The organism is Lysobacter sp. HA18, assembly GCF_054057595.1.
Genome location: NZ_JBSRZL010000001.1, coordinates 589,270 through 615,051, shown reverse-complemented (window position 1 = coordinate 615,051; position 25,782 = coordinate 589,270). Strand labels below are relative to the sequence as shown.

Annotated in this window: 21 protein-coding genes and 1 pseudogene; 7 read left to right on the top strand and 15 right to left on the bottom strand. The window is 65.1% G+C overall.

The window, feature by feature from the left end:
• Positions 1–27: 27 nt before the first annotated feature.
• Both ACVWWW_RS03035 and ACVWWW_RS03030 read right to left on the bottom strand, forming a co-directional pair.
• Entirely contained in the window at positions 28–1,362 is a 1,335-nt protein-coding gene (locus ACVWWW_RS03035) for a peptidoglycan-binding domain-containing protein (protein ID WP_051235561.1), read from the bottom strand.
• A gap of 21 nt (positions 1,363–1,383) precedes the next feature.
• Positions 1,384–1,893: a lysozyme inhibitor LprI family protein gene (locus tag ACVWWW_RS03030; protein WP_081672296.1), complete on the bottom strand. Its 510-nt coding sequence runs from the start codon at positions 1,891–1,893 to the stop codon at positions 1,384–1,386.
• Positions 1,894–2,275: 382 nt separating this feature from the next.
• Between ACVWWW_RS03030 and ACVWWW_RS03025 the strand changes: the two genes are divergently transcribed.
• Complete coding sequence (locus tag ACVWWW_RS03025) at positions 2,276–2,728, top strand: hypothetical protein (RefSeq protein ID WP_155914443.1); 453 nt, start codon at positions 2,276–2,278, stop codon at positions 2,726–2,728.
• A 109-nt stretch (positions 2,729–2,837) separates the two neighbouring features.
• On the opposite strand, the gene ACVWWW_RS03020 is transcribed toward ACVWWW_RS03025, so the two are convergent.
• The 9 genes and pseudogenes from ACVWWW_RS03020 to aceE all read right to left on the bottom strand — a co-directional run bounded on the left by ACVWWW_RS03020 (position 2,838) and on the right by aceE (position 13,744).
• The gene (locus ACVWWW_RS03020) at positions 2,838–3,830 is read right to left on the bottom strand and encodes an LLM class flavin-dependent oxidoreductase (RefSeq protein WP_027083938.1); all 993 of its coding nucleotides are present in this window, start codon (positions 3,828–3,830) and stop codon (positions 2,838–2,840) included.
• Positions 3,831–4,029: 199 nt separating this feature from the next.
• Entirely contained in the window at positions 4,030–4,824 is a 795-nt protein-coding gene (locus ACVWWW_RS03015; protein ID WP_196804425.1) for an ankyrin repeat domain-containing protein, read from the bottom strand.
• Positions 4,825–5,069: 245 nt separating this feature from the next.
• A complete protein-coding gene (locus tag ACVWWW_RS03010) occupies positions 5,070–7,856 on the bottom strand; it encodes a hypothetical protein (protein ID WP_027083940.1) in 2,787 nt (928 codons plus the stop codon).
• The gene (locus ACVWWW_RS03005; RefSeq protein ID WP_456998630.1) at positions 7,849–8,031 is read right to left on the bottom strand and encodes a hypothetical protein; all 183 of its coding nucleotides are present in this window, start codon (positions 8,029–8,031) and stop codon (positions 7,849–7,851) included. Before ACVWWW_RS03005 ends, ACVWWW_RS03010 begins: the two co-directional genes overlap by 8 nt.
• A 10-nt stretch (positions 8,032–8,041) precedes the next feature.
• Positions 8,042–8,764: an SIR2 family protein gene (locus ACVWWW_RS03000; protein WP_456998629.1), complete on the bottom strand. Its 723-nt coding sequence runs from the start codon at positions 8,762–8,764 to the stop codon at positions 8,042–8,044.
• Between the two features lie 135 nt (positions 8,765–8,899).
• Positions 8,900–9,139: pseudogene (locus ACVWWW_RS02995) on the bottom strand (hypothetical protein); the annotation flags it as partial.
• An 18-nt stretch (positions 9,140–9,157) separates the two neighbouring features.
• The gene (locus ACVWWW_RS02990; protein WP_051235566.1) at positions 9,158–10,507 is read right to left on the bottom strand and encodes an XVIPCD domain-containing protein; all 1,350 of its coding nucleotides are present in this window, start codon (positions 10,505–10,507) and stop codon (positions 9,158–9,160) included.
• Positions 10,507–10,980 (bottom strand): hypothetical protein, encoded by a 474-nt coding sequence (locus tag ACVWWW_RS02985; RefSeq protein ID WP_036143241.1) that lies wholly within the window; start codon positions 10,978–10,980, stop codon positions 10,507–10,509. The genes ACVWWW_RS02990 and ACVWWW_RS02985 overlap by 1 nt, the downstream gene beginning before the upstream one ends.
• Positions 10,981–11,074: 94 nt before the next feature.
• On the bottom strand, positions 11,075–13,744 hold the full coding sequence (aceE, locus tag ACVWWW_RS02980) for a pyruvate dehydrogenase (acetyl-transferring), homodimeric type (RefSeq protein ID WP_081672348.1): 2,670 nt from the start codon (positions 13,742–13,744) through the stop codon (positions 11,075–11,077).
• A 284-nt stretch (positions 13,745–14,028) separates the two neighbouring features.
• Between aceE and ACVWWW_RS02975 the strand changes: the two genes are divergently transcribed.
• The 3 genes from ACVWWW_RS02975 (at position 14,029) to ACVWWW_RS02965 (ending at position 17,205) form a co-directional block, all read left to right on the top strand.
• Positions 14,029–14,415 (top strand): BlaI/MecI/CopY family transcriptional regulator, encoded by a 387-nt coding sequence (locus tag ACVWWW_RS02975; protein ID WP_027083945.1) that lies wholly within the window; start codon positions 14,029–14,031, stop codon positions 14,413–14,415.
• Positions 14,415–16,025, top strand: a complete 1,611-nt coding sequence (locus ACVWWW_RS02970; RefSeq protein WP_027083946.1) for a M56 family metallopeptidase — start codon at positions 14,415–14,417, stop codon at positions 16,023–16,025. Before ACVWWW_RS02975 ends, ACVWWW_RS02970 begins: the two co-directional genes overlap by 1 nt.
• An 82-nt stretch (positions 16,026–16,107) precedes the next feature.
• Positions 16,108–17,205: a S41 family peptidase gene (locus ACVWWW_RS02965; protein WP_036143245.1), complete on the top strand. Its 1,098-nt coding sequence runs from the start codon at positions 16,108–16,110 to the stop codon at positions 17,203–17,205.
• 76 nt (positions 17,206–17,281) lie between these two features.
• Here the strand turns inward: ACVWWW_RS02965 and ACVWWW_RS02960 are convergent, their stop codons facing one another.
• From ACVWWW_RS02960 to rsgA, 4 genes are all read right to left on the bottom strand, one after another.
• On the bottom strand, positions 17,282–18,319 hold the full coding sequence (locus ACVWWW_RS02960; protein WP_027083948.1) for a glycosyltransferase: 1,038 nt from the start codon (positions 18,317–18,319) through the stop codon (positions 17,282–17,284).
• 3 nt (positions 18,320–18,322) lie between these two features.
• Positions 18,323–20,620: an NADP-dependent malic enzyme gene (locus ACVWWW_RS02955; RefSeq protein WP_036143248.1), complete on the bottom strand. Its 2,298-nt coding sequence runs from the start codon at positions 20,618–20,620 to the stop codon at positions 18,323–18,325.
• A gap of 84 nt (positions 20,621–20,704) precedes the next feature.
• The gene (locus ACVWWW_RS02950) at positions 20,705–21,961 is read right to left on the bottom strand and encodes a flavohemoglobin expression-modulating QEGLA motif protein (RefSeq protein ID WP_456998628.1); all 1,257 of its coding nucleotides are present in this window, start codon (positions 21,959–21,961) and stop codon (positions 20,705–20,707) included.
• Between the two features lie 18 nt (positions 21,962–21,979).
• A complete protein-coding gene (rsgA, locus tag ACVWWW_RS02945; protein WP_081672298.1) occupies positions 21,980–23,125 on the bottom strand; it encodes a ribosome small subunit-dependent GTPase A in 1,146 nt (381 codons plus the stop codon).
• A 96-nt stretch (positions 23,126–23,221) separates the two neighbouring features.
• On the opposite strand from rsgA, the gene ACVWWW_RS02940 reads away from it, so the two are divergent.
• Genes ACVWWW_RS02940 through ACVWWW_RS02930 form a run of 3 tightly spaced genes read left to right on the top strand, consistent with a single transcriptional unit; the run spans position 23,222 to position 25,773 of the window.
• On the top strand, positions 23,222–24,466 hold the full coding sequence (locus ACVWWW_RS02940) for an aminotransferase class I/II-fold pyridoxal phosphate-dependent enzyme (protein ID WP_027083952.1): 1,245 nt from the start codon (positions 23,222–23,224) through the stop codon (positions 24,464–24,466).
• Positions 24,467–25,078 carry an SGNH/GDSL hydrolase family protein gene (locus tag ACVWWW_RS02935; protein WP_027083953.1) on the top strand — a complete coding sequence of 204 codons (612 nt, stop codon included), beginning with the start codon at positions 24,467–24,469 and terminating at the stop codon, positions 25,076–25,078.
• Positions 25,075–25,773 (top strand): methyltransferase domain-containing protein, encoded by a 699-nt coding sequence (locus ACVWWW_RS02930; protein WP_051235568.1) that lies wholly within the window; start codon positions 25,075–25,077, stop codon positions 25,771–25,773. The genes ACVWWW_RS02935 and ACVWWW_RS02930 overlap by 4 nt, the downstream gene beginning before the upstream one ends.
• Positions 25,774–25,782: the final 9 nt, after the last annotated feature.

Below are 25,782 nucleotides of genomic sequence, written 5' to 3'. Positions count from 1 at the left end.
CCGATTTGCATCGACGTTTCAGAACGCCTAGAGCACAGGGGCCCGCATCGGCGCATGTTCACGCGCAGAATGCTCGTGCGTCTGCGCTTGAGATGCCATGGCTGCGCGAGCATCGTCACTGCTGGCTTCCAGCGATTGGTGCAAGGCACTCGCGAGGTTGATTGGCGCGCTGGTGTGATTAGTCACCCAGACATCTGCGCCGTTGCGGAACTGCACGGCCTGCGCCAGCTTTCCGTCGCGCGATAGCTCGACCCGATCGACGTGCGTCATCCCCGCTCGCGCGGCTTCCGCGGCGACGACGCCTGCCAATGCGATGGAATGCGAACTGCCGCGCACGCCCAGCCGGCGGTCGAGCTCCGCGACTGCACTTAATGACTCGGCGTACAAACCGTGCGCCGGATGCGTGCTGCTGGCCATCGTACGGTCGTCGCGATCGAGGCGTGCTTGCGTCGCTTGATCGAGCCTGCCTGTTGCAGGGAGGTGGTGATCCCGTTGGTATTGCTCGATCGCGTGGTGCGTATTCCGACCGGCGTGGCCGTCCGCTCGGATAAGCCGACCATCGAGCCCTGTGTAACCCAGATGCGCGAGCTCCTGCTGGGCATGCGTAGCTGACGACGGACGGGGTGCTGCATGTGGCGGCGCGTGATGAGGTGCTGGTGCACCGTGGCCTGCGGACGATGGCTGGAGCGACGATGGGTCGATGGCTCTCGGCGCGAGCCGCTCCGCTTCCGCGAGGTTCAGCAAATCTGCGCGCTCATGCTCGGCACGCCGCCGCAGATTCGGCTGCCACTCGGGCGACTTCGAAAACAGGGTCGCGTTGTGCGCGATCTTGTAGTCCTGCACGGCGCCTACGATATCCGCGTCGCTGAGGGCTTTGACGTCGACACCCTTGCCGAAACGCTCGTGCAGCCCGCCCCGGAAGATGCCGGGTGTCATATTGCGGAACTGCACAGATGTACTCCAGACGCAATCCTGCACTGCCCGGCCGCGGCCGCTCATGTCGAAGCCGGCATCGTGCAATCGTTGCAGCTGCGCACCGTAGTGGGAGCGACCGATGAAGTCATGCTGGTCGGTGCCGAACGCGGGGTCGCGCGCGGCGACTTCCTTCCATTTCGCATCGAACGCGGGCGTCGCGGGCGCGAGACCGGCGAATTCCTTTCCGTATCGGGACTGGGCCAAGTACTCCTGCACGGTCCCTTCGCGGCTCGACAACTGATACGTACCGTAAGACGCCCCGCCGTGGTCGTGGTGCCCGCTGGACACGACGCCCGCCCCCAACCCCGACGATTCATAGCGTTGTGAAGTCTGGCCAAGGTGCCACGCCGCGACGATGTCGTTTGCTTCCTTGCTGCTCATGCTCATCGGAGTTCCTTTCGATGAAAGTTATCGGCTCAGCTCATCGGCGCGCGCCGCGATCGCTTTCAGGGAACACATGTTCGCCTCAATGCGCTGCTGCTGGCCTTCGGTGCTTTCGTCCCACGCACACTTTGCGTCGCTGTCCGCCTGCCACGCGGTCTGTTGGTACTGCAGTGCCGCAGCCTGTGCAGGCTGCGCGTGTTTCGCATCGGCCAAGGCGCGGTCCAGTCGCGCCTGCTGATAAGTGGCCTCTTCGTCGATGCAGGCCTGCGTCGCCGGTATCACGGCGTCCGCGCGCTCGATGCAGGTCTGGTACGAGGGGCGCAGTCCGCGCGACGCAACCGTCGCGCTAGGAAGTGGCGCGGATTGTGGCTTGGGCGGCGTGGCCTGCGGCCGCGCGTCGGCGGTCGATGTCGGATGCGGCGCCGAACACGCGGCAAGCGTTAGGCAGAACACGATAGCGGGGGTGCGAATCATTCGATCTCCTTGATCGGACGACCGCGCCCGAAAGGCCTTCGGGTTCGATGCGGCGTCCATGCCGGACGTGAGGTTAGTCGGCGACGCGCGTGGCGACAAGGACGCGCGACGTTCGCTTCAACAAGCGCGTGCTGCGCGACGCGCTGGCGCTCGACGCTATGCTACTCAGCGCCGGTCGTTAGTCGTATCGACGTCGCAAGCGTCGGCCGAAACGCGGGCGGGAGCACCACCACAGACAAGGAGCGTCACGATGATTCGAACCACGGCCATCATCGCCGCAGCACTGCTTCTGGCTTCGTGCAACGTCGCGGAGCCAACGGCCGCGGAGACCGCGTCGCCAGGCCGGCGGCCCAGCACGACGGTTCGGCCGCCCAATGCGCCCGCACCTCCCGCAAAGCCGCTCCCACTCGAGTCGCTTCAGGACTTCGCCAAGCGGATCAAGGTGGACTGCACACGGAACGGGCAGAACCTGGACTGCATCGGCGGCAAGCCCGAGAACGGCGATATCTACGACGTCGAGCTGATGCCGACCTGCGGTCCCGACGGATTCTTCGGCGGAGTCTCCGACGATAAGGGCACCGAGTTGCGCGATGCGCTGCCGCCCAAGGACGAAGCGACACCCGCCGTGCTCAGCGCAGGGCAACTGATCTGCATCCAGGCAATCGGCCGCGCAGGCCAAGACCCGTCGTACTTCTATGTCGCAGCGGTTCCCGTGGCGGATGTCCCGACTTGTCGCGGAAACCGTCTCTGCTCGACCTACGCGGATCGCTCGGCGACTGGCTGGCATCTCGACGCCACGAAGTGCCATATCGCATCGAACGGCCGCCCCACGGAGGACTGCCCGCAGGGCTGGGCGCGACGCGAGGACATCGAGGATTTCTCGAACGGCATGTAACAAGGCACGGCCACAGGGCTCTTGCAGGTGCGACACGAAACGTGGCACGTCCCGACCACGCGATCCGTTCACCAGCACCCGCGTCGGTCCGCTGACTGCGACGCCCGCCTCAACCCCTCAACGCCTCCATCGCCAACGCATACGACCGCAGCCGTGCATCGGGGTCATGGATGTTCGCGGTCACGATCAGTTCGTCGGGCTGATGGCGTGCGACGAACGCACGCACCCACGCGGCGACCGTCGCGGGTGAACCGACGGCCGAGCACGCGAGCGCCTGTGCGATGCCGGCCTTTTCCATCGGGCTGCAGAAGGTGTCGAGTTCTTCGGCCGACGCCAGCGGTGGTGGCACGAGTCCCGGTCGGCCGCGACGGAGGTTCACGAACGCCTGCTGCTGCGTGGTGAACAGGCGTCGCGCTTCGGCGTCGGTATCGGCGCAGACGATATTGATCGCCAGCATCACGTGCGGCGATACAAGCGTTGCCGACGGCTCGAAGCGCGCGCGGTAGACGTGCAATGCGTCCTCGAGCGCGGCGGGTGCGAAGTGCGAGGCGAAGGCGTAGCGCAGGCCGAGCCGTGCCGCGAGCTGCGCGCCGAACAGGCTCGACCCGAGGATCCACGGTTCGACCTCGACGCCGCTTCCGGGCACCGCCTGCACGAGTTGCCCCGGCTGCACCGGCTCGAAGTAGCCCAGCAACTCCGCGACGTCGGACGGGAACTCGTCCGCACCCGCGTAGTAGCGGCGCAGCGCGCGCGTCGCCGGCTGGTCTGTGCCCGGCGCGCGCCCCAGGCCGAGATCGATGCGGCCGGGGTAGAGCGTGGCGAGCGTGCCGAACTGCTCGGCGACCTGCAGCGGCGCATGGTTCGGCAGCATCACGCCGCCGGCACCCACGCGGATCGTCGACGTCGCGCCCGCCACGTGCCCGATCAGCACCGCGGTAGCCGCGCTGGCGATCCCCGGCATGTTGTGGTGTTCGGCGAGCCAGTAGCGGCGGTACCCGAGCTGCTCGGCATGTCGCGCCAGATCGCGCATGTGCGCGAAGGCTTGGGCGACGTCGCGGCCCTCACCGACTGGGGCGAGGTCGAGGACGGAGAGGGGAATCATGGACGCTCGACGATGTGACCTGCGGACAGTGTCCACATCGCGGCGAAGTGCGGGGTCAACGGCTTTGGGTTGGTGTGTTCGGGCTAGCCAACGCCGACGCGTCCAGGCGGCAGCGTGAGGTGAACCTCAGCCGTTTATTGGAGCGCGAAGTCGACTCTGACCCCTGCTAGCAGTCGAAGACCCATCTTTCGTCGGCGTACTAACTACGCCCGTTCCCCTTCGGCCCGTGTGTCCTGTCGTACTCGTGCTTGTTCAACATCGCTTCGATGTCTGCGGTGTCCTGCCTGAAGGATCCGACGAGATTCGTCGCCAGGCCGCTACGGCGGCGCTCGTGGATGATGTTGGCCGGGATGCGCCCTTCGCTGTCTTTCTTCTGCGTATCCGCTCCATTCTTCAGAAGCCACGCAACCAACGGCTTATCGCAGTTCCTGACCGCCCGGTGCAAAGCCGTCCCGTAGCGCTTCGGCTCGCCAATGGTTGCGTCGATGTCCTCACCCGCGGCAAGGAACATGTCGCCCAGCTCCTCCCAGCCCGGTAGATCGCTGCGCAGTGCGCGGATGCGCGACCAGCCCTGCCACTGTTCCGCGCTGTCGGTGGTCCTCACCTTCAAGCCTGACTCGAGCAAGGCTCGAACGGTGCCTACCCGGTCCTTGGCGCGCCCGTCATTGGCCGTCATGCGGACGAAGCACGTCTGGCCATCGCGGTCGGCCGCCTCGATATCGGCGCCGTGCTGTGCCAGCAAGCGCACCATGGCTCCCGAATGGGCGAGAGGGATGATTGCAGGCAAGTACGCGAACCCGCCTTCCTTCGACGACCAGAGCTCGCTCGCCAGAATCCGCGTAACGAGCCCCACGTCGTTGCGCTCCACGGCCTTCAGCAGGATTGTCGTGTGCGCCCTACCCCACACGTTCGGGTCACCCTTCTCGAGAAGGGGAGGCCAAGGCGCCGGCACGGATTCGCGACGCTTGGGAACTTCGTTGTCTCTGGTACTCATTGGTTTTCGTGCCTCTGTGAACTCGTTATTGCATCTACTTGCGGAAAGTCCACTGTGACGCTGCTTCGGTGACTCCGCGGTTTGCGTCGCAAGCGGACCACACTCCCGAAGCTTTGGGTGCGGCGTGAGGCGAAATGGAACCTGACCCCTTTTCCTCATTCCGTAAAAATGGAATCTGACCCCATTGGTGCGGTCGGCGAAACGCCCACTCTGACCCCTGCTTTCGGAACCTGCCCCGGTCCGCGCTACGCAGCAAACTCTCTATAGAGATCGTTCATCCCCTGCAAATGGCGCAGCAGATCCGCATAACGGGCCGCGTCAGAGCGACAGCCGTGCTGCGCTAACGCTCGCAGCAACCGTGCGATTCGACCCTGATAGTCGTAATCCGGAATTGCACCACCAAGTGCCAGCCCTAGAAGCTCGGACACTTCGTGGGGATAGGACGGAACAAACCGCTCCAAATCTTCCACGAACGCGTAGCCTCGGCGCCGACCGGCGTATGGCGCGGCCAACCTCATCAGATCGAGTTGACGTGCGTCGAGCGACGTCACGTAGCTGGACATCCCAGCGAGGGCTGCGCCCAACTCGCCCGATGCATCGTCGCCCTGCTCGAGAATGTCTCGGCACCTTTCCCAAAACGCTAAGACGCGCTCCACGACAATGGCATCCATAGCGGGATCCTTCATGTGGCCGAGCAATTTGGCGATCGTCGCAAGGTCGCTGACGCGCCCTTCCTCGAACAACCAAGCGAGCAACTCGCCATTGAGTAGCTCCTCGCCCCACAAATACCCCAATGCGACATGCTGCAGAAGATGTTCATGCGAGCGGTCGCGCGTTACGGGAAGCTCGAGCATTCGGCGGATCCGCCCTTGCTCGCGCACAAGTCTGTACAGTCTCTTATTGAGGCGGGCATAAGCAACTCCATCTTTCGCAGCAGCCAGTCGATCAGGTTCGACCGGAAAAACGTTTGCGATGTTTGCTTGCAGCCACGCTTCCGAGAGAAAAAGAAGATTTGCAAGGTACGCCGCGCAAAGCGTGACAGCCTCCAAGGAAGGGAGCGCCGCTGCGTGGAATTCGCGGTCCAAGGCGGTTTCAAATGAAACCCAGTCCAAAGCCGGACCCACTACATCTTTCTTCCGTTCTCGTGCATGCCGCAAAGCCAAAGCGAAGAATGCTTCTATAGCGCGACCCCGCTCCGAATTGATCGCAGCAGTCATCGCGTCATTCGTCGGTGGTGTCATCGGCTCAGAGCGCTCCAACAGCACCGTAACCACCCTAAGAACCGTCTCCCCAAACATCAGCCCCAACGTGCGTTCATCGTTAGCTGCCACCGCGCGTACAAAATCCGCGATCAGAGACGGCAGCCATCGGGCGGTCGGCGCCAGATCGTCGCGCTGTCGCGCGTTCCGATCCCAAACATCATCTGCATTGAGGGCTTCAACGCTGAAGTCGAGAAGTGCGCCCCAAATTGAGTGCCACAGCGGCGCGTCAAAGGGGCGTTCACTGTCGTCCCACGCCTTCTTAAAACCGTTGACTACCGCGTACTGATACGACCAATGCAGTTCGCGTGTACGCGCAATAATCGGAACGAAGTCAGCTGGTGCCATCGCCACAGCGTCGGCTATGCCATCGACTAGTCCGCGAAGCGTCGGCCCCCGCCAATCACCGTCGCCCGAAAAGTCGTTGACCCTTTGGATGAAGGACCCATTGGCGACGAATGCCAGTAGTTCCTGCGGCTGAAATGGGGAGTTCCCGTGCCCCCAAAATGACTCCGAATAGATATAGAAGTCTGGGTGCTCACCCGCGTCAACCGGGGCGCCACGCGCAATGAGTTCGGCGCGCCGTGCCTCAACGTCGTCGAAGCCCTGGCCCGCCAAGGCGTTCAAAAAATCGGCTTCGGACTTCGCTGCCGAGTCGGCGTCAGCATCACGCTCGGCGATAGATATGGCGATGGCCCTAAGGGTTGCAGCGCGTGCTGTCAGCTGGAGCTGGCCGAAATGATCCTTCAGAAGCCAGTAGAGCTCATGAAAGTTCTCAGCTGAGAACTTAATGTGCGGAAGAAAATCGTCATAGCTTGATCCCAGGTAATCCCAGCGCTGGTTAAGCGCGTAAATACCAATCCTCTGCGCCACGCCTATGTTCGACTGCAAGAGCTCCAGAACGAACAACTTTGCGCAATCGCTATCGACTTCAATCCACGAGAGAAGGGCATCGCGAAGCCCAACGACGAAGAGGTTGTCCAACGTCGACCAGTCATGATTTTGGCTGTGATCTTCGATCGCGGGCCGATAGAACGGGCTGGACATCCGACGGTCTTCAACTCCATACACCTCGGTGATTCGAGCGAGGAACAACGCGCATATCTGATTGCCGATTTTCCGTCCCAGGCTCACCGACGAATGAGTGACCAATTCGTTTACCCAGTAGTCCTCCGCACGCAGTGCCACCTTGCCGTCATCGTCTGCACCCGCGACGGTAAGGGCCGTGCATTCATCAATAAGGCCAAAGGCTAACTGCCAAGCACCCTGGCTCTCACTGGCACTCAGGTTTCTGACAAGCTTTGTCAACTCGACTACGACACCGCCGGTATCAAAGCGGCTTTCGAGCCACCTAGGCACCATCGCGAGCAATCGATCGTCGATCCAGCCCACGGGCATGTTTGCGACAATCTCAGCGAACTCTCGGTTGGTGTGGTAGTTGTCTACGGGCTCGGCATCCGCGGTAGTCACGCAGAAGATGGTGTCAAGGATCCGGCGGCCCAAGGCTTCGTCGCGTTGGTCAGCAGCGTGCTTCGCGCAGACCTCCAGGTATCCGAGAGCGGGCCAATACGGTATGTGGACAAACCCTTGCCGCGCCGAAGGAGTTGGCCCCTTGTTCTTGTTCGGGCTGAAGAACCCCCGGTCTGCGAGCGCCGCGAAGAACAGAGATGCATCAGGTCGTGCCGCTAAGATTCGAAAGCCGGTCTCTTCGTCCTCTTCGCTCTCGGCCATCCGATCTAGAAACGCGACCTGCTTTAGCGACAAATTAATCATCGAGCAGCTGCTCCATTTCCAGACGACGCTGGGTTGCGAGCGGGGCGGACACCGGGATTTCTGCGGCTAGGAACTCGATCACATTCGCCAAGTGATTCCAGCCGCCGTCGTCCATCGAGAACGGAATCAATTCGATGTTGAATTCCCGCGCATAGTACGAAGAGAAGAATTCCATCTGCTCTCGTTCATGCGAGTAAAACCCTTTTCAAGATGAAATGACGCGGCTCCTCATTGGCTCCACCATCGTCGTGAACTTCGTGGAACGACGCCTTCTGAATGACGTACTCCAATATCTCAAGTTCGTCGGCGCCGTAGCCAATGAACAAGACGCTTTTGGTGGCGAAGAGTGCCTCTAAGAATGAAAGGTATCGATTTTCCTGACGCTGGCCGCCGTGAAAGCCGTGACCCATGTATCGAGTCAGATAGTCCGCAGTCGTCAGAACCATGTCTTCCCGGTTTTCCAGCGATCCGTGTATGTGGAAGACATTATTTGGAAGACTCAGCGCAGCGATATCAAACTGGTCGCGCGAGTGACGAACATTCCTAAGCGTCGGCGGCAGATGACTCTCTTCCGACGAGGCGTCGTTGTTCGCGGGTTCAGCCGGAACGCGGTCAAGCCAAGTGTCGTAGTTCGTGGTGACGAAGGTCGATGCCAGTTTCGAGAGGTCGGCGTAAACACGCTCACCGAGCTCCCTTACGGCACCCGTTCCGCCAGCAAGAAGGCCAGAAAAGTCGATCGTCAGTTTGTGTTCGCGTTCCAGTCCCACAGCGATAGAGAGTTTCACCCTCGGCGACAAACGCAACATCTGGTCAAGCTGGGCGTGCGTAATCTTTCCTTTCGCGACGAACCAATTCAGCGCGTCGTTCGCCAGACCCTCCCAGCTTGGGCAGCCAGCCAGGCGTGACACGCCAGCTCCAATGAAGGGAATCAAAGCGCCGGTAGCCGCAGCCACGCGGAGCGACTCAGGAATTTCCGGATATCTGCCTAGGGACATTCGCACCTCGCCATAGCAAAAAGCCCCCGGTATCGGGGGCTTTGGCGTTCAGACCGTCAACGGATTCGGCTTATCCACATCCAACCTGTACTGCTTGATCGCCCTCGCCACATCCTTCTGCGTCATCTTCCCTTCCGCCGCCAGCGCAGCGATCGCCGCCTGCGCGATGTGGAAACGATCGACTTCGAAGTGGCGACGCAGGTTGTCGCGCGTATCGCTGCGGCCGAAGCCGTCGGTGCCGAGCACGGTGTAGCGCATCGGTACGTATTCGCGAACCGGGTTGGTGAACGCATGCATGGCCGAAGCCTACACCGTCATTCGATGCGAGGGCTGACGCGTCGCAGCATCCTGTACGAGGTGCTGGGTCTGCATCGTCTGTGCCGGCGCGGTGGCAGCAAGTTGCTGCAGTGATTGATGGACGGGCGCGGTGATGGCGTCTTGGGTCTTCATGTGGGCCACCCGATTGGTCGCGTCGGTAAGGCCGCCCTGGACGACGAAGACGTTCTCGCCCTTGCGAACGGAGCCGGCAGCGTCGCTCAGGACAACATGGTCGATGCGGTCGAAACCGTTTTCCTTCGCCAGGCAAGCCAGGCGCGCCGCCATGTTTTGACTGTGCCCGTCGAACGTCTTGCCCATCGAAGCGTCCAGACTCCTGACCGCAGCCTCGGCTTGCCGGTGCAACGGGTCCGGCGCGCCAGTTGGCGACCGATCCGGTGACCGGCTGTGCTGCGTGCCCTCGGGCGCGGAGGCAGGCGCTCTGCCCTCGGCCTGTGGCAAGACCGCTTCGGGGCCGATGGGTGGAATGGCGTTGCTAAGCGGTCGATCGCGTTGGGGGGTGGCGCGAGGCCGTTCCTCGGCGTGCCCCGGGTGTCCCTGTGCCGCCTGAGCACCGTTGGTCCGCATGGCGGGCCTTGGCTCGATCGCTTCGAGGAAGGCCAGCTCGTTGCGCGAACGCTCGGCGAACGCGGGGTCGCTTACTGCAGTGCGCAGTCGCGCGCGGAGCTGGTCTTCGTTGAGCTCACCGCGCCAGTAGTCGCCGATTGCATCAGCGGTGCGCTGCGCCTTGCCGCTGGCGCCCTGATAGACCATCGAGAAAATCGCAGCGCGCTGCTCTTCGGATAACGCTTCGGCTGGGCAATGTGCGCGGCGCAGTGTGTTCGTCAGGCGTCCCTCGTATTCGGGCGCGACGCGATTGAACAAGGCGATGGATTGCTCGTGCGTCAGCTGCACCTGCATGGGGCTGTCGGCGCTTGTCAGCACATCCCATGACCACGAACTTCCGCTTGGGCTGACGTGGCGCGTGTTGACCAATGTGCCAAAGATTTGCTGCGACGACTGGCCGAAATCGGACGCCAGGAAATCGCGGAGCGAGTTGTGGCGCTCGTCAATGTGCTGGTTCTGCACGGCCAAGTGGCTCTGCAACAGACCGGCGAGCTGTTGCCGCTGCGCGGCGTCGAGGTTGACGACGTCACCCAGAGCGGTGATGTGGTTGGCGTCCAGCGCCATCAGGCGATCCGCTTGACGCGCTGTCAGCGCGACGCCGATGCCGACGGTGGGAATGCCGAGCACGTCGAGATAGATGTTGCCGACGTTCGCCTCGTTGCGGTCGACCAGATCGGCGCGCAGCTGTTCGTAGCGTTGTTGATCGAAGGGCATCAGCGCGCACTCCCCTCACGCACCCACGTACCGTTCCAGCAGTACGCATCCTTGGCGTACGTGATGTTGTCGGGGTTGCGGTGTTCGACAGCGATACATCCGGGGCCCGTCTTGGTGACTTCGCCCTCGTTCTCGAAGACGTCGGCATCGAGGAAGTGGCCCGAGGCGACGTCATAGACGTAGATGGTTTCGCTGGTGAGCGCGCTAGCGCCCGCCGAGTGGCCCCGGGCCAGGATGTCGGGCTGGCCGTCGCCGGTGAAGTCGTCGAGCCGGACAAGGTCCGACGCGGTGTAGGGCGGCGTGCGGTCCGGCCCTTCGAGGACTTGGCGCTCGCGTCCGCTCGAGTCGGCAACGTGGATCTGATAGGTACCGCTATCGCCGGGCGATACAGAGAGTCGCCACGCCGTGGGCGTCGATGAACGCGTGTCCGCCGCCTGGTTAGCGGGATTCTGGAGCGCTGGCGTCGCCGACATTGCGCACCCTGCCGCGCAGAACACGAGGCAGGATGCGAGGACCGCTCTTGTCAGACCGGTGTGCAAATCCATTTGCATGACTTTTCCTTTCGTTTTAGACGGTGATGGGATTCGGCTTGTCCGTATCCAACCTGTACTGCTTGATCGCCCTCGCCACATCCTTCTGCGTCATCTTCCCTTCCGCCGCCAGCGCAGCAATCGCGGCCTGTGCGATATGGAAGCGGTCGACCTCGAAGTGGCGACGCAGGTTGTCGCGCGTATCGCTGCGGCCGAAGCCGTCGGTGCCGAGCACGGTGTAGCGCATCGGTACGTATTCGCGAACCTGGTTGGCGAAGTTGCGGACGTAGTCGGTCGCGGCGATCGCGGGGCCGGGGCGGCCCTGCAGTAGCGACGTGATGTACGGAACGCGCTGGGTGTCTTCGGGGTGCAGGCGGTTCCAGCGTTCGGCATCGACGCCGTCGCGGGCGAGTTCGGTGAAGCTGGGGCAGGACCAGATGTCGGCGGTCACGCCGAAATCCTTGTCGAGCAGTTCGGCTGCGGCGATGACTTCGCGCAGGATCGTGCCCGAGCCCATCAGCTGCACGCGGTTCTCGCCCTTCTTGGGCTTGGCGCCGCCCTGCAGCAGGTACATGCCCTTGATGATGCCGTCGGCCGCGCCTTCCGGCATGTCCGGGTGGGCGTAGTTCTCGTTCATCAGGGTGAGGTAGTAGTACTCGTCGTGCTGCTCGTTGAGCATGCGGTGCATGCCGTGCTGCAGGATGACGGCGACCTCGTAACCGAACGTGGGGTCGTAGCTGCGGCAGCTGGGGATCATCGACGAGATGAGGTGGCTGTTGCCGTCTTCGTGCTGCAGGCCTTCGCCGTTGAGCGTGGTGCGGCCGGCGGTTGCACCGAGCAAGAAGCCGCGCGCACGCATGTCCGCCGCCTGCCATGCGCTGTCGCCGATGCGCTGGAAGCCGAACATCGAATAGAAGATGTAGAACGGCAGCATCTGCAGGTCGTTCGTCGAATAGCTGGTGGCCGAGGCCATCCAGCTCGAGAACGCGCCCGCTTCGGTGATGCCTTCTTCCAGCACCTGGCCGGCCGCGTCTTCGCGGTAGTACATGAGCTGGTCGCGATCGACCGGCTTGTACTTCTGGCCCTGCGGCGCGTAGATGCCGAGCTGGCGGAACAGGCCTTCCATGCCGAAGGTGCGCGCTTCGTCGGCGACGATGGGCACGCAGCGCGGGCCGACCTGCTTGTCGCGCAGGATGATGTTGAGCGCCTGCACGAACGACATGGTGGTGGAGATCTCGCGATCGCCCGTGCTCTTGAGCAGGCGGTCGAACACTTCGAGCTTGGGCGCTTCGAGCGACTGCGTGGCCTTGGTGCGACGCTGCGGCAGGAAACCGCCGAGCGCGCGACGACGCTCGAGCATGTACTCGACTTCCGGCGAATCCTTGCCCGGGTGGTAGAACGGCACCGTGCCGCCTTCGAGCTGCTTGTCGGTGATCGGCACCTGGAAGCGGTCGCGGTAGGCGCGCACCGATTCGTCGTCGAGCTTCTTGGTGTTGTGCGTGGGGTTGAGCGCTTCGCCCGCCGCGCCCATGCCGTAGCCCTTCACCGTCTTGGCCAGGATGACGGTGGGCATGCCCTTGGTCTTCACCGCGAGGTCGTATGCGGCATAGACCTTGTGCGGATCGTGGCCACCACGGTTGAGGCGCCAGATGTCGTCGTCGGACATCGATGCGACGAGCTGCGCGGTCTCCGGATACTTGCCGAAGAAGTTGTCGCGCGTGTACTTGCCGCCGAACGCCTTGCAGTTCTGGTATTCGCCGTCGACGGTTTCCATCATCAGCTGGCGCAGCTTGCCGGTGGTGTCGCGTGCGAGAAGCGGATCCCAGTAGCTGCCCCAGACGAGCTTGACGACGTTCCAGCCGGCGCCGCGGAACTGGCCTTCCAGTTCCTGGATGATCTTGCCGTTGCCGCGCACCGGGCCGTCGAGGCGCTGCAGGTTGCAGTTGACGACGAAGACGAGGTTGTCGAGGCCTTCGCGGCCGGCGACGCTGATCGCGCCGAGGCTCTCGGGTTCGTCGGTTTCACCGTCGCCGAGGAAGCACCAGACCTTGCGGTCGGACTTCGGAATCAGCCCGCGGCCTTCGAGGTACTTCCAGTTGCGCGCCTGGTAGATGGCGGCGATGGGGCCGAGGCCCATCGACACGGTCGGCAGCTGCCAGTAATCGGGCATCAGCCACGGATGCGGATACGAGCTGACGCCGCGGCCGTCGACTTCCATGCGGAAGTTGTCGATCTGGTCTTCGGTGATGCGGCCTTCGAGGAAGCTGCGCGCGTACATGCCGGGCGAGCTGTGGCCCTGCACGGCGATGACGTCGCCCGGGTGATCGGCGCTTGGTGCGCGCCAGAAATGATTGAAGCCGACGTCGTACAGCGTTGCGCTGGATGCGAACGATGCGATGTGGCCGCCGAGCTCACCCGGCTTGCGGTTGGCGCGCACGACCATCGCCATCGCGTTCCAGCGCAGGATCGAGCGGATGCGCCATTCCATCGCGGAATCGCCGGGGCTCTTGGCCTCGAGGTGCGGCGGAATGGTGTTGATGTATTCGGTGGTGGGATTGAACGGCAGGTGCGCGCCGGCGCGGCGCGTGACCTCGACCATGCCTTCCAGCAGCTGGTGGGCGCGCTCGGGACCCGAGCGGTCGATGACGGCGGAAATCGACTCGAGCCATTCGCGGCTCTCGGCCGGGTCCGGATCGTCGTGCAGCATTTCGGAAATGGCGCTGGAAAGATTGCCGATCATTCGTCCACGGCCCCTTGGCCGTTCAAGTGTGTACAGGGGAAGGGTCGATTCTAGCAGTGGCGTTTAATGCGCTTATCAGCAGCAGTTCGGGCTGAAATCGAATGCTTGGGACGTACGGCGGCGCATGTTTTGAGGCGGCGTCGGGGTCGCCTGCGGTCGCTTCGAGTGGCTCGCGCGTCATCCCGACGAGTGGCGGTTGACGTCTACTAACGGTGTAGTACTAATAGCGCCGTACACACCGAGAGGCGCCGATGTCGATACCCAATCCCACCGAAGGCGAGCTGGCGATCCTGCGCGTGCTGTGGTCGCGCCGCGAGCCGATGACCGTGCGCGAGGTGCATGCCGAGCTGTCGAAAGGCAAGGACACCGCCTACACCACGGTGCTGAAGATGCTCACGATCATGGCCGACAAGGGCCTGGTGCGCCGCGACGAATCCGAGCGCAGCCACACCTATCTGTCGCTGATGGCGGAACCCGTGGTGCAGACCAACCTGCTGAAGGACCTGATGCGCCGCGCGTTCTCGGGCTCGGCGCTGACGCTGGTGCAACGCGCGATCGATGACGACGTCGCCACGCCCGAAGAGCTCGACGAAATCTCGCGGCTCATCGCGCAGGCCAAGGCGAAACGGAAAGGCTGATGCAATCGTTCGCCGCCCTGCAGTTCGGTATCGCACCTGCACTGGCATCGGCGCTGCTGCACGCGCTGTGGCAGGACGCACTGCTGGGTCTGATCGCATGGGCGGTGCTGGCGGCGATGTCGCGGTCGAGCGCATCGCTGCGGCATGCGGCGGCGATGGGTTTCCTGCTGGCGATGGTGATCGCGCCGGTGTCGAGCTTTCCGCATCTGTGGCAGGTGCCGGCGACGGTGACCGATAGCGGATCGCTGGCGGCGGTCGCGGCGCCGCAGGTCACCCGGGCGGGGCACGTGATCGAACATCAGTCGAGCCCGCTCGCGATCGTGCTGACGCTGCTGTGGTTGACCGGCGTGGCCGCGATGTTGCTGCGACACCTCGGCGGCTGGCGGTTGGTGGTCGCGCTGGAGAAGCAACCGTTCGAACGATTGCCGCCCGAGTGGCAGCGTCGCGTCGACAGCCTGTGCGCGGCGATGCGCATCGGTCGCGATGTGTCGGTGCGCCTGTCGAAGGATGTCGTCGGGCCATTCACCGCGCGGCTGTTCCGCCCGGTCATCTGGCTGCCGCTGTCGCTGATCACGCAGCTGCCGCGCGAGCAGGTGGAGGCGCTGCTGGCGCACGAGCTCGCGCATGTCGCGCGCATGGACTGGCTGTGGAACGGGCTGCAGTGCGTCGTCGAATCGCTGCTGTTCTTCCATCCCGCGGCGTGGTGGCTCGGCCGGCGCATCCGGATCGAGCGCGAACACGCCTGTGACGATCTCGCGGTGACGGCGTGCGGGGACGCCATCGCCCTGGCCGAAGCGCTCGCGCAACTCGAGCGCCAGCGGCAACTCGCCCCGCGCCTGGTACTCGCAGCCCATGGAGGCTCGCTCATGCAACGCATCACCCGACTGATCTCAGGCCCGCCCTCGCGCGGACGCTGGGGCACCCGCGCCGGCATTGCCGTGGTGCTCATCACCGGCACCGTGCTGGTGGCGCAGCTCGGCATCGCCGGCAACACACGACCCGGCGTGCGCATCCGTTCCACCACCGACGGCCCGCTGCATCCCGGCGACATGCGTGAGGTCTCCGCGCATGGCATCGATGGCGACCGCTATTACCGCGTCGACGTCGACGCGAACGGCCATGTGACCGAAGTGTTCAAGCGCGATGGAACGCCGCAGCCGGTGGACGCCGGTGTGCGTCGCTGGGCCGATGACATGGTCGCAGTGGGCGTGCCGCCTCCGCCCCCGCCGCCGCCGCTGCCACCCATGGCCGCGATGCCGCCGCTCCCGCCACCGCCACCTCCGCCGCCGGAGATTTCCGACAGCGCCGAGTTCCAGTCGCTGCTTCGTCTCGTCGCCGCCGACCCCGGCGTGATCGCTCGGCTCGGCACGCCCGTCGCGATGGCATCGAAGGCCGTGCAGGGACGCATCGATATCGATGCGCATGAGGCAACGACGTCGTCGTCGAACGGCCGCACCTTCGTCCACGCGGATCCAAAAGCCGATGGCGATGCCGACGTACGTTTCGACCTGGCCGGGCCCAAGGGTCGCGCCACCGTGCATGTCGACGCCGAACTCAAGCGCGGCACCTGGTCGACGAAGACGATCGACCTGCAGGGCCCTGCGCGCTGAGTTTTTTTGCCGGCATGTACTAAGTCGTTCGTATTAACCGCCTAGTAGTCAAGCGCAACACCAACAACAGGACGTTATCCCGATGAACCACCGAAATCGTTTGAGCCTCGCCGTGCTGCTCGTTGTCGCGCAGGCGCACGCCTTCGCACAGGAGCATCCGCCCGTGCCTGTCGACGCGAGCACGCAACACGCCGTCGTCGCGGAGCTCGCGCGCCAGCTGCAATCCAACTATGTGTTCCCCGATGTCGCGACCAAGGTCGCGAAGTCACTGCGCGAGAAGGACGCGGCCGGCGGCTACGCGAAGGCGACCGATGCCGACGCGTTTTCGAAGGCTTTGGGCGATGACCTGCGAACGATGGGCCATGACCTGCACTTCCAGGTCAAGTACGACCCCGAGTTCGGTCAGCACGCGGAGGACTCGCATGCGGTCCCGAGCCACGAGGACGCGGAGCGCATGCGCGGCGACATCGCGGCGCATGGCTACGGCATCGAAACAGTGCGTCGGTTTCCCGGCAACGTCGGCTACCTCGAGCTTCGCAACTTCCCGCCCACCGAATTTGTCGGCGACGCGATGACATCGGCGATGAAGCTGCTGTCGGGCACCGATGCGCTCATCCTCGACCTGCGTCGCAACGGCGGCGGCGAGCCCGACAGCGTCGCCTACCTGCTGAGCCACTTCTTCGCCGAGGGCGACAGCCGCCACCTCAACGACATCTACAGCCGCACCGACAACACCACGCGCCAGTACTGGACCAACCCGTCGGTGACCGTGCGCTACGGCAAGCCGATCTACGTGCTGACGTCGAAGCGCACGTTCTCCGGCGGCGAGGAAGCCGCGTACGACCTGCAGACGCAGAAACGCGCGACCCTGGTCGGCGAGGTCACGGGTGGTGGCGCCAATCCTGGCGAAGGCTACTCACTGACGCACGGGTTCGCGGCATTCATCCCGAACGGTCGATCGATCAATCCGATCACGAAGACCAATTGGGAACATACGGGCGTGACACCGGACATCGCGGTGCCGGCGGCCGATGCGCAGAAGGTCGCGCATGCCGCGATCCTAAAGACGCTGCTGGCCGCGTCGAAGGATCCGGATGAACAGGGCGAGCTGCGGGAGCTGATCGCCCAGGTGGAGGCCGACAAGCTGCCGCCGCCGATCTACGTGCCGCGGCAGCGGTGACGTAGCGGCGTCTGGGACATCGCGACGGTGGGGCGTCGCGGTGTCGCCCGATGGACGTCTCGACGCGTGTCGTCGCTCAGGAATGCGCCGGTTGGATCGCGACGTCGGCCGTGTGCAGCACCTCGGCCGCGAAGGCATCGACCGCCGAGCGCAAGCGATCGGGAAACGCGGCGTCGTTCTGCAGGAACCAGTCGCGTGCGGCGCTGCCGAGCACGTCCAGCTCGGCGTCCGACATCGCCAGCACGCGCATGATCGCGCCTTCGAGCGCGTCGCTGTCGACGAAATGCGTCGTCGACAACTGCTGCGTGCCGGTGCGGTTGCACGGCACACAGACGCCGCGCGATGCATCGACCAGTTCGTTCATCGGCGCGCCGTCGGTGGTGAGCACGACCGCACCGACGCTCATCGCTTCGGCGAGGTAATGCCCGAAGCCCTCGGTTTCAGAGCAGCACACATGGACGCGGCTGGCATTCTGCAGGCGACGCAGCTCGGCGTCATCGATGTAGTCGATGCGATGGGCGATGTTCGCGGCGGCGGGCTCGATGGGCTGCGCCGTGCGCGGGCTCTGCAGGATCACGAGCTGCGGCCATTCGGGATGGCGCTTCCACAGTTCGATCAGTACCGCCGTGCCCTTGTTGACGCTGCGACCGGCGAGATGGAAGAACGTGCCTTCGCGCGTCACCGATGCGTCGAAACGGTCTTCGCTGGTGAAGCCGATGTAGCGCGTCCACACGCCGAGCGATGAAAAAATCGCTTCGGCATGACGCGTCTTCGCCAGCACGCCCTGCACCCGCGGCAGACGCTCCATGTCGAGTGGCATGCACCACTCCGGATTCGGAATGAACAGCGTCGCGCTCGCGCTTCCTAGATCTTCGCTGCGGATGTGCTCGAGCATGATGTTGACGTCATACGCGGGGCGACGCATCACGAGCCTGCGCAGTCGTCCACGCCAGGTCATCACCAACGGCCGGAACCACTTGCGCAACTTGCCGCGACCGATCGCGGTGACGTGGACTGTGAATCCGCGCGACCGAAGCGCACCCGCCAATAGCGCAAGGTCGCGGCTCAAGCCGACCCCATTGTTCCAAGCGATGAGGTTCAGCCGCGGTGTCATGGGTCAACTCCGTTTGACGCCTTGCGAGGCCCTGATCTGCGCATCCACCGCCGCGATCGCCGTCATGTTGACGATGCGGCGCGGGGTCGATGCCGGCGTCAGGATGTGTGCGGGTTTGTCGAGGCCCATCAGGATCGGGCCGATGGCGACGCCGTCGGTCATGACGCGCACCATGTTGTAGACGATGTTGGCGGCGTCGAGGTTGGGCATGACGAACAGGTTGGCGCGGCCGCGCAGGCGGGAGTTCGGGAACATGCGCACGCGCAGTTCGTCGTCCCATGCGGTGTCGGCCTGCATCTCGCCTTCGATCTCGAGCTTGGGCGCGCGCTCGAGCAGGATCTCGCGCACCTTCGCCATCTTGTGCGCCGACGCGTTGTCGTGGCTGCCGAAGTTGCTGTGGGACAGCAAAGCGACCTTCGGTTCGATGCCGAACAGCTTCAGTCGATAAGTTGCCTGCAACGTCGCTTCGGCGATCTGCTCGGCGCAGGGGTCGAGCTGCACGTGCGTGTCGAGGAAGAACCACGTGCCAAGGTTGTTGATGACGGCCGTCATCGCCGCGGTGCCGGTGACGCCGCGGTCGAAGTTGAACACGCTGCGCAGGTAGCCGAGCTTCTTGTGGAAGCGACCGACCACGCCGCAGATCATCGCGTCGGCTTCGCCACGTTCGACCATCAGCGCGGAGATCAGCGTCGGACGCGAGCGCAGCAGGTTCTTCGCCGCGGCAGGCGTCACACCGCGACGCTCGGTAAGCGCGTGGTACTGCTGCCAGTAGCTGTCGAAGCGCGGGTCCGAATTGATGTTGGTCAGTTCGAAGTCGACACCGGGACGCATGCGCAGGCCGAGGCGTTCGATGCGCGTCTGGATGACGTCGGGACGGCCGATGAGGATCGGCTTCGCGAGTTCCTCGTCGATCACCGTCTGCACGGCACGCAGCACGTTCTCTTCTTCGCCTTCCGCATAGACGACGCGCTTGAGATCGCTTCGCGCGCGGTCGTACACCGGCTTCATGATCAGGCCGGTGCGATAGATGAACTGCCCGAGCTTTTCCTCGTAGGCGCGCATGTCGGTGATCGGGCGCTTGGCCATGCCCGAATCCATCGCGGCCTGCGCGACGGCCGGCGCGAGCATCACCAGAAGACGCGGATCGAACGGACGCGGGATCAGGTATTCGGCGCCAAACTTCGGCACGTCGCCGCCGTAGGCGCTGCCGAGGTCGGACGATTCCATGCGCGCAAGTTTCGCGATCGCGCGCACGCAGGCGAGCTTCATCGCCTCGTTGATCTCCGTGGCGCCGACATCGAGCGCGCCGCGGAAGATGTACGGGAAGCAGAGCGCGTTGTTGACCTGGTTCGGGTAGTCCGAACGACCGGTCGCGATGATGCAGTCGGGCCGCACCTTTTTCGCGTCTTCCGGCAGGATTTCCGGATACGGATTGGCGAGCGCGAGGATGACGGGGCGCTCGGCCATCGTCGCGACCATCTCCGGCTTGAGCACGCCCCCGGCCGACAGGCCAAGGAAGATGTCCGCGCCGACCATGATGTCGGCGAGCGTGCGCTTGTCCGTGTCGCGCGCGTAACGCGCCTTGTCCGGGTCGAGATGATCGCGGCCGGTGTACAACACGCCGTCGCGATCGACCGCGAGGATGTTCTCGGGCTTCATGCCGAGCGCGACCAGCATGTCGAGGCACGCAATACCTGCGGCGCCCGCACCGGCGGTGGCGAGCTTCACGTCCTCGATCTTCTTGCCGACGACTTCGAGCGCGTTGTAGATGGCCGCGCCGACGATAATCGCGGTGCCGTGCTGGTCGTCGTGGAAGACCGGGATGTTCATCCGCTCGCGCAGCTTGCGCTCGACGATGAAGCACTCCGGCGCCTTGATGTCCTCGAGGTTGATGCCACCGAAGGTCGGCTCGAGCGAGGCGATGATGTCGACCAGCTTGTCGGGATCGCGCTCGTCGACTTCGATGTCGAACACGTCGATGCCGGCGAACTTCTGGAACAGCACGCCCTTGCCTTCCATCACCGGCTTGCCGGCCAGCGGGCCGATGTCGCCGAGGCCGAGCACGGCAGTGCCGTTGGAGATGACCGCGACGAGATTGCCGCGCGCGGTGAGCTCGTCGGCGGCGTTCGGGTCGGCGACGATCGCCTCGCAGGCGTAGGCCACGCCGGGCGAGTACGCCAGCGCCAGGTCGCGCTGGGTGACGAGCGGCTTGGTCGGCGAGACCTTGATCTTCCCGGGCGGGTCGATGCGGTGGTACTCGAGGGCGGCCTGCTTCAGATCGTCGCTGGTGCTCTGGGTCATCGGGTCGCGGGACAGGGCGGGCTCTCGATTCTACCCGCCACGATCGGCCGCTTCGGCGACAGCCCGGTTCAGCCTGATCCGGCGTCAGAAATCGAGCATGAAGCCGCCTTCGTCGGCGATGCTGTCGAGACGGATGCGGTTGGCGAACAGCGAGAACGCGAGCATGCCGGCCAGGCCATTGATGCGCGTCAGCCACGGCGGCATCCAGTGCGGCGGCAGCAGCGCGCCGGACTCGAACAGCGGCTCGAAGCGCTGCACGTCGGCCAGCGTCATCTTTCCGGCGAACAGGTAGCGGCACAGCGGCAGCTTGCGGTTGCGCAGCGCCCAGCGGAAGAACGTGTGGACGCCGACCAGGCCGCGCACGTAGACGGTGTCCTTGGTGAACGCGTGGCCGCCCGTTGTCGGCACGCCACGGAAGATGCGCTGCGCCGACGCGAAGCTTTCCTGCTCCGTCTGCCCGGAGTCCAGGAAGAACCGGAAGATCTCGATGAAGTCGGCGCCGTCGAGCGCGCGTGCGACGGCTTCGATGCGCAGCGAGATGCGCTTCATGCGGCCGATGTCGATGCTGCCGGTGATCTGTTCCGCGAACGTCGCGAGGCCTTCCTGCGTCGCCGTGGTGCGCGGCGACGACAGCGACAGGCTTGGCAACACCGGTTGCTCGCGCCCGTTGAGCGCGGTGATCGAATGCACGAAGGCTTCGTGGTTGAGCAGCTGCTCGCGGTCGTACTGGCTGAAGTTAGCGCTGGCACGCAGCCGGATGCGCGTGGCACCGGCCGCGGCCTTGGCGATCAGGTCGGGATCGAGTTCGACTTCGATGACGCGGCGATTGAAGAAATCGTCGAGGTCGTTCTGCAACTGCAGACGAAGCGCGGTCGCCGAAATGCTGATGGTTTCCGACGGCGACAGCAGGCCTGCGTCGAGTTCGTCGGCGATGGAGATGAAGTGCTGAGCGGCTTCGCGCGCGGTCGGCCCGTTGCCAGGCAGCGCCTCGTTCGGCGTGCCGTACAACTCCTTGGAGTGCGCGAGCACATCGGCGGTGCCCAGTGACTCGCACATCAGCGCGGCGATCTTCCAGCTGCGTGCGGAGTCGATCAGGTACTGGCCGAGCGGATGCTGCGGATCGGCCTCGCGCACGATCGCTTCGAGTTCGGCACGCCCGGCGCGGAAATCGCTTTTCGGATACTCGATGACCGGCGGCTTCGCGGTGCCGGCGGCGTAGGCAGCGAGGAATTTGGCTTCCTCGTCTGCGGGCCAGCTGACCAGCGCGAGCACGCGGATGTCGCGGGCGACGCGCACCATGCGTGCGTCCAGCGCCGCGTGGTGCGCGATGTCGGGTGCCATCGGCTTGGTGACACCCATCTAGCGGCGACTGCCGCGCGTATCCGGGCGACGCCCCGACGGTCGGCCGCCGGGCTTGGAATCGGTCTTCTGCTGCTGTCGCGTCGCCAAGCGTTCGGCCGCGCCAGCGACTTCGCCCGCCAGCTTTCGATAGTGCGCGAGCCGCTGTGCGTCGAGTTCGCCCGATGCGATCGCGGCACGCACGGCGCAACCGGGCTCGGCTTCGTGCGAGCAGTCGCGGAACCGGCATTGCGCGGCCAGCGCTTCCACGTCGGCAAACGTATCGGCCACCGCCTCTTCGCCGGTCGGCTTGAGCTCGCGCATGCCGGGCGTATCGATCAGGCAGCCGCCCTGCGGCAGCGGGATCAGCGCGCGGTGCGTGGTCGTGTGGCGGCCGCGCGAGTCGTTCTCGCGCACGCTGGCCGTCTTCATGCGCTCGATGCCGAGCAGGGAGTTGGTCAACGTCGACTTGCCGGCGCCGGAGCTCCCGACCAGAACTGCGGTGCGCCCGGGCCCGACCCAGCGGTCGAGCTGCGCCACGCTGCCGGCGTCGCGCGCGTTCACCACCACGATCTCGACCTCGCCTTCGACGACGTCGGCCAAGGCCTCGCGTGCCTCCGCGATCGTCGCCGCGCCGGCCACGTCGGCCTTGGTCAGCACGATCACCGGCTCGACGCCGCCGCCATGCACAAGCAGCAGGTAGCGCTCGATCCGGCGCGGATTGAAATCGCCATCGAGCCCGGACACCACAAAGGCGACGTCGACATTGGCCGCGATCAGCTGCTGCTTGTAGTGCTCGCCAGCCGCGGCGCGCTTAATCGCACTGCGGCGCGGCAGCAGCGCGACCGCCTTCGCCGACGCGCCCTCGCCTTCGATCAGCAGCCAGTCGCCGACGCCGGGGCGGTCGGTGGGATCGGTGCGGCCCGCGCGGTAGCCGGCCGGGCGCGCCCAATCCGGCAGCGATTCGACGCCGTGGCCTTCCCCTTCGCCCGGCCCCGCGGCGACCACGTAACCGGTGCGGTGCTGTTCGACGACCCGCACCGGCCGTGCCTGCGGCTGCTCGGCGAGCATCGCGTTCCACTCGGGCGGGCGCTCGGCGTCGCCGGTCCAGCCGATGCGTGCAAGGACGTCGGTGTCGAACGGTGTGGCGGTCGGGGATGCGGGCATGCGCCGATTCTAGCCAGACCGGGCGCCCGTACCCGGCGGGCTCGTCCGGTTTTCCGGTAGGCTGGCCGCCATTTTCCGCGTCCTGCTACCGCTTCCATGTCCCACGTCCTCAAGACCCGCGACCGCCTTTCCGAAGTCCGCTACGAAATCCGGGGCGAACTGGCACGGCGAGCGCGCGAGCTGGAGGCCCAGGGCCGCAAACTCATCAAGCTCAACATCGGCAACCCGGGCGCCTTCGGTTTCCGGGCGCCGGAGCACCTGCAGCGCGCGATCGCCGACCGCATCGACCAGACCGATCCGTATACGCACCAGCAGGGCCTGCCGGCCGCGCGGGAAGCGCTGGCCGACTTCCACCGCGCCCGCGGCACGCCCAACGCGTCGCCCGAGCGCGTGTTCATCGGCAACGGCGTCAGTGAGCTGATCGACCTGTCGCTGCGTGCGCTGCTGAATCCCGGCGACGAAGTACTGGTGCCGTCGCCCGACTACCCGCTGTGGACCGCGGCGACCATCCTCAACGACGGCTGCGCGGTGCATTACACCTGCGCGCCGGACAACGGCTTCCTGCCCGATCCCGACGAGATCGAGCGACTGGTCACGCCGCGCACGCGCGCGATCGTCGTGATCAACCCGAACAACCCGACCGGCGCGGTGTATCCGCGCGAGCTGCTCGAACGCATCGTCGCGATCGCCGCGAAGCACAAGCTGCTGCTGATGTCGGACGAGATCTACGACGAAATTCTTTACGACGGGGCGACCTTCCAACCGCTCGCGCCGCTCGCTGGCGACGTGCCCTGCCTGTCGTTCGGCGGCCTGTCGAAGGTGTATCGCGCCTGCGGCTGGCGCATCGGCTGGGCCGTGCTGAGCGGCGATCCGCTCGCGGTCGGTGACTTCCACCATGCGATGGACCTGCTCGGCGCGCTGCGCCTGTGCGCGAACGTGCCGGGCCAGTTCGCGATCGAAGCCGCGCTGTCGGGCGCGTCGACCATCCACGCGCTCACCGCGCCGGGTGGACGCCTGTATGAAGCCCGACGTGCGGTGGTCGAAACCATTGCAGCAAGTCGGCATCTACGCATGAGCACGCCGGGTGGCGCGCTCTATGGTTTCCCGCAGGTCGTCGGCGATGCCGCGATCGGTTTCGACGACCAGGCATTCGCGCTCGAGATGCTGGAAACCGAAGGCGTGCTGATCGTGCCGGGCACCAGCTTCAACATGCGCGAGCGCGACCATTTCCGCGTGACGCTGCTGCCGGAACCGGACCAGTTGCGCGAAGTGTTCGTGCGCGTCGACCGCGTGCTCGAGCGCCGCGCGCAATCGGTGGCGTCGCGCGCGCAGGTCGCCTGAGTGCGCTACCTCGCGCTGGGCGACAGCTACACCTGCGGTGAAGGCGTCGATGCGAACGAGCGCTGGCCGGTGCAACTCGCGAACGCGCTTCGCGACGGTGGCATCGACCTCGACGAGCCGCGCGTCATCGCGACGACGGGCTGGACGACCGACGAGCTCGCCGCCGGCATCGCTGCGGCACAACCGCTCGGCACGTACGACTTCGTGACGCTCGGCATCGGCGTCAACGACCAGTACCGCAACCGAAGCGCGAGCGACTACCGCATCGAACTCGGTAGCCTGCTCGACACCGCGACCACGCTCGCCGGCGGTCGCGTCGAGCGCCTGATGATGCTGTCGATCCCCGATTGGGGCGCGACGCGTTTCGCACGCAACGAAGGCCGCGACAGCGCGACCGTCGCGCGCGAGATCGATGAGTTCAACGAAATCGCGCGCGCCTTGTGTGAATCACGAGGCATCGCCTTCGTCGATATCACGCCGATCAGCCGCGATGGCGGCGACCGCGACGAAATGCTGGTCGCCGACGGGCTGCATCCATCCGGTGCGATGTACGCGCGCTGGGTGGACGCGGCGTTGCCGGTTGCGCATCGCCTAGTCGGCGACGCCGCATGAGTGCGGTGGTCGAGGGTCGTCCGCTCGATGGCGCGCGCGCGCGTTCGATCGCGACGGCGTTCCTGCCTGAGCACGCGCTCGGCAATCGCTGGAACTACTACTACACGCGCACCAAGCTCGGCAGCGATCCGTTGTATCCGGCGGTGGCGAACGCCCTGCGCGGCACGACCGCGCCGCTGCTCGACCTCGGCTGCGGGCTCGGCCTGCTCGCACACACGCTGCGCGAGGACGGCGTGCATCTTCCGTATCGCGGTGTGGATATCGATGCGGGCAAGATCGCGCACGCGCGCCGCGTCGCCGAACGGGTCGGCCTTCGCGACGTCAGCTTCGATGCGGTCGACCTCGCCAACGTCATGCCGAAGCATTCGGGCAGCGTCGCGTTGCTCGACGTGCTCCAGTACATCGATACGCCGGCGCAGATCCGCGTGCTGGATGCCGCGTCGTCGATGATCGCACCGGGCGGTCGCCTGTTCATTCGCAGCGGCCTGGAAACGCCCGGCTGGCGTGCACGCGCGAGCAAGGCGTTCGACACGTTCGCCGCATTCGCGGGCTGGATGTATTCCGCGCCGCGACGCTATCCGAGCGAAGCGCTGCTGCGGGACCGACTCGATGCCGCGGGGCTTCGTTACGAGATCACGCCGCTCAACGGCAACACGCCGTTCAACAACTGGCAGATCGTCGCGTCGCGCGACTGATCGAGTAAC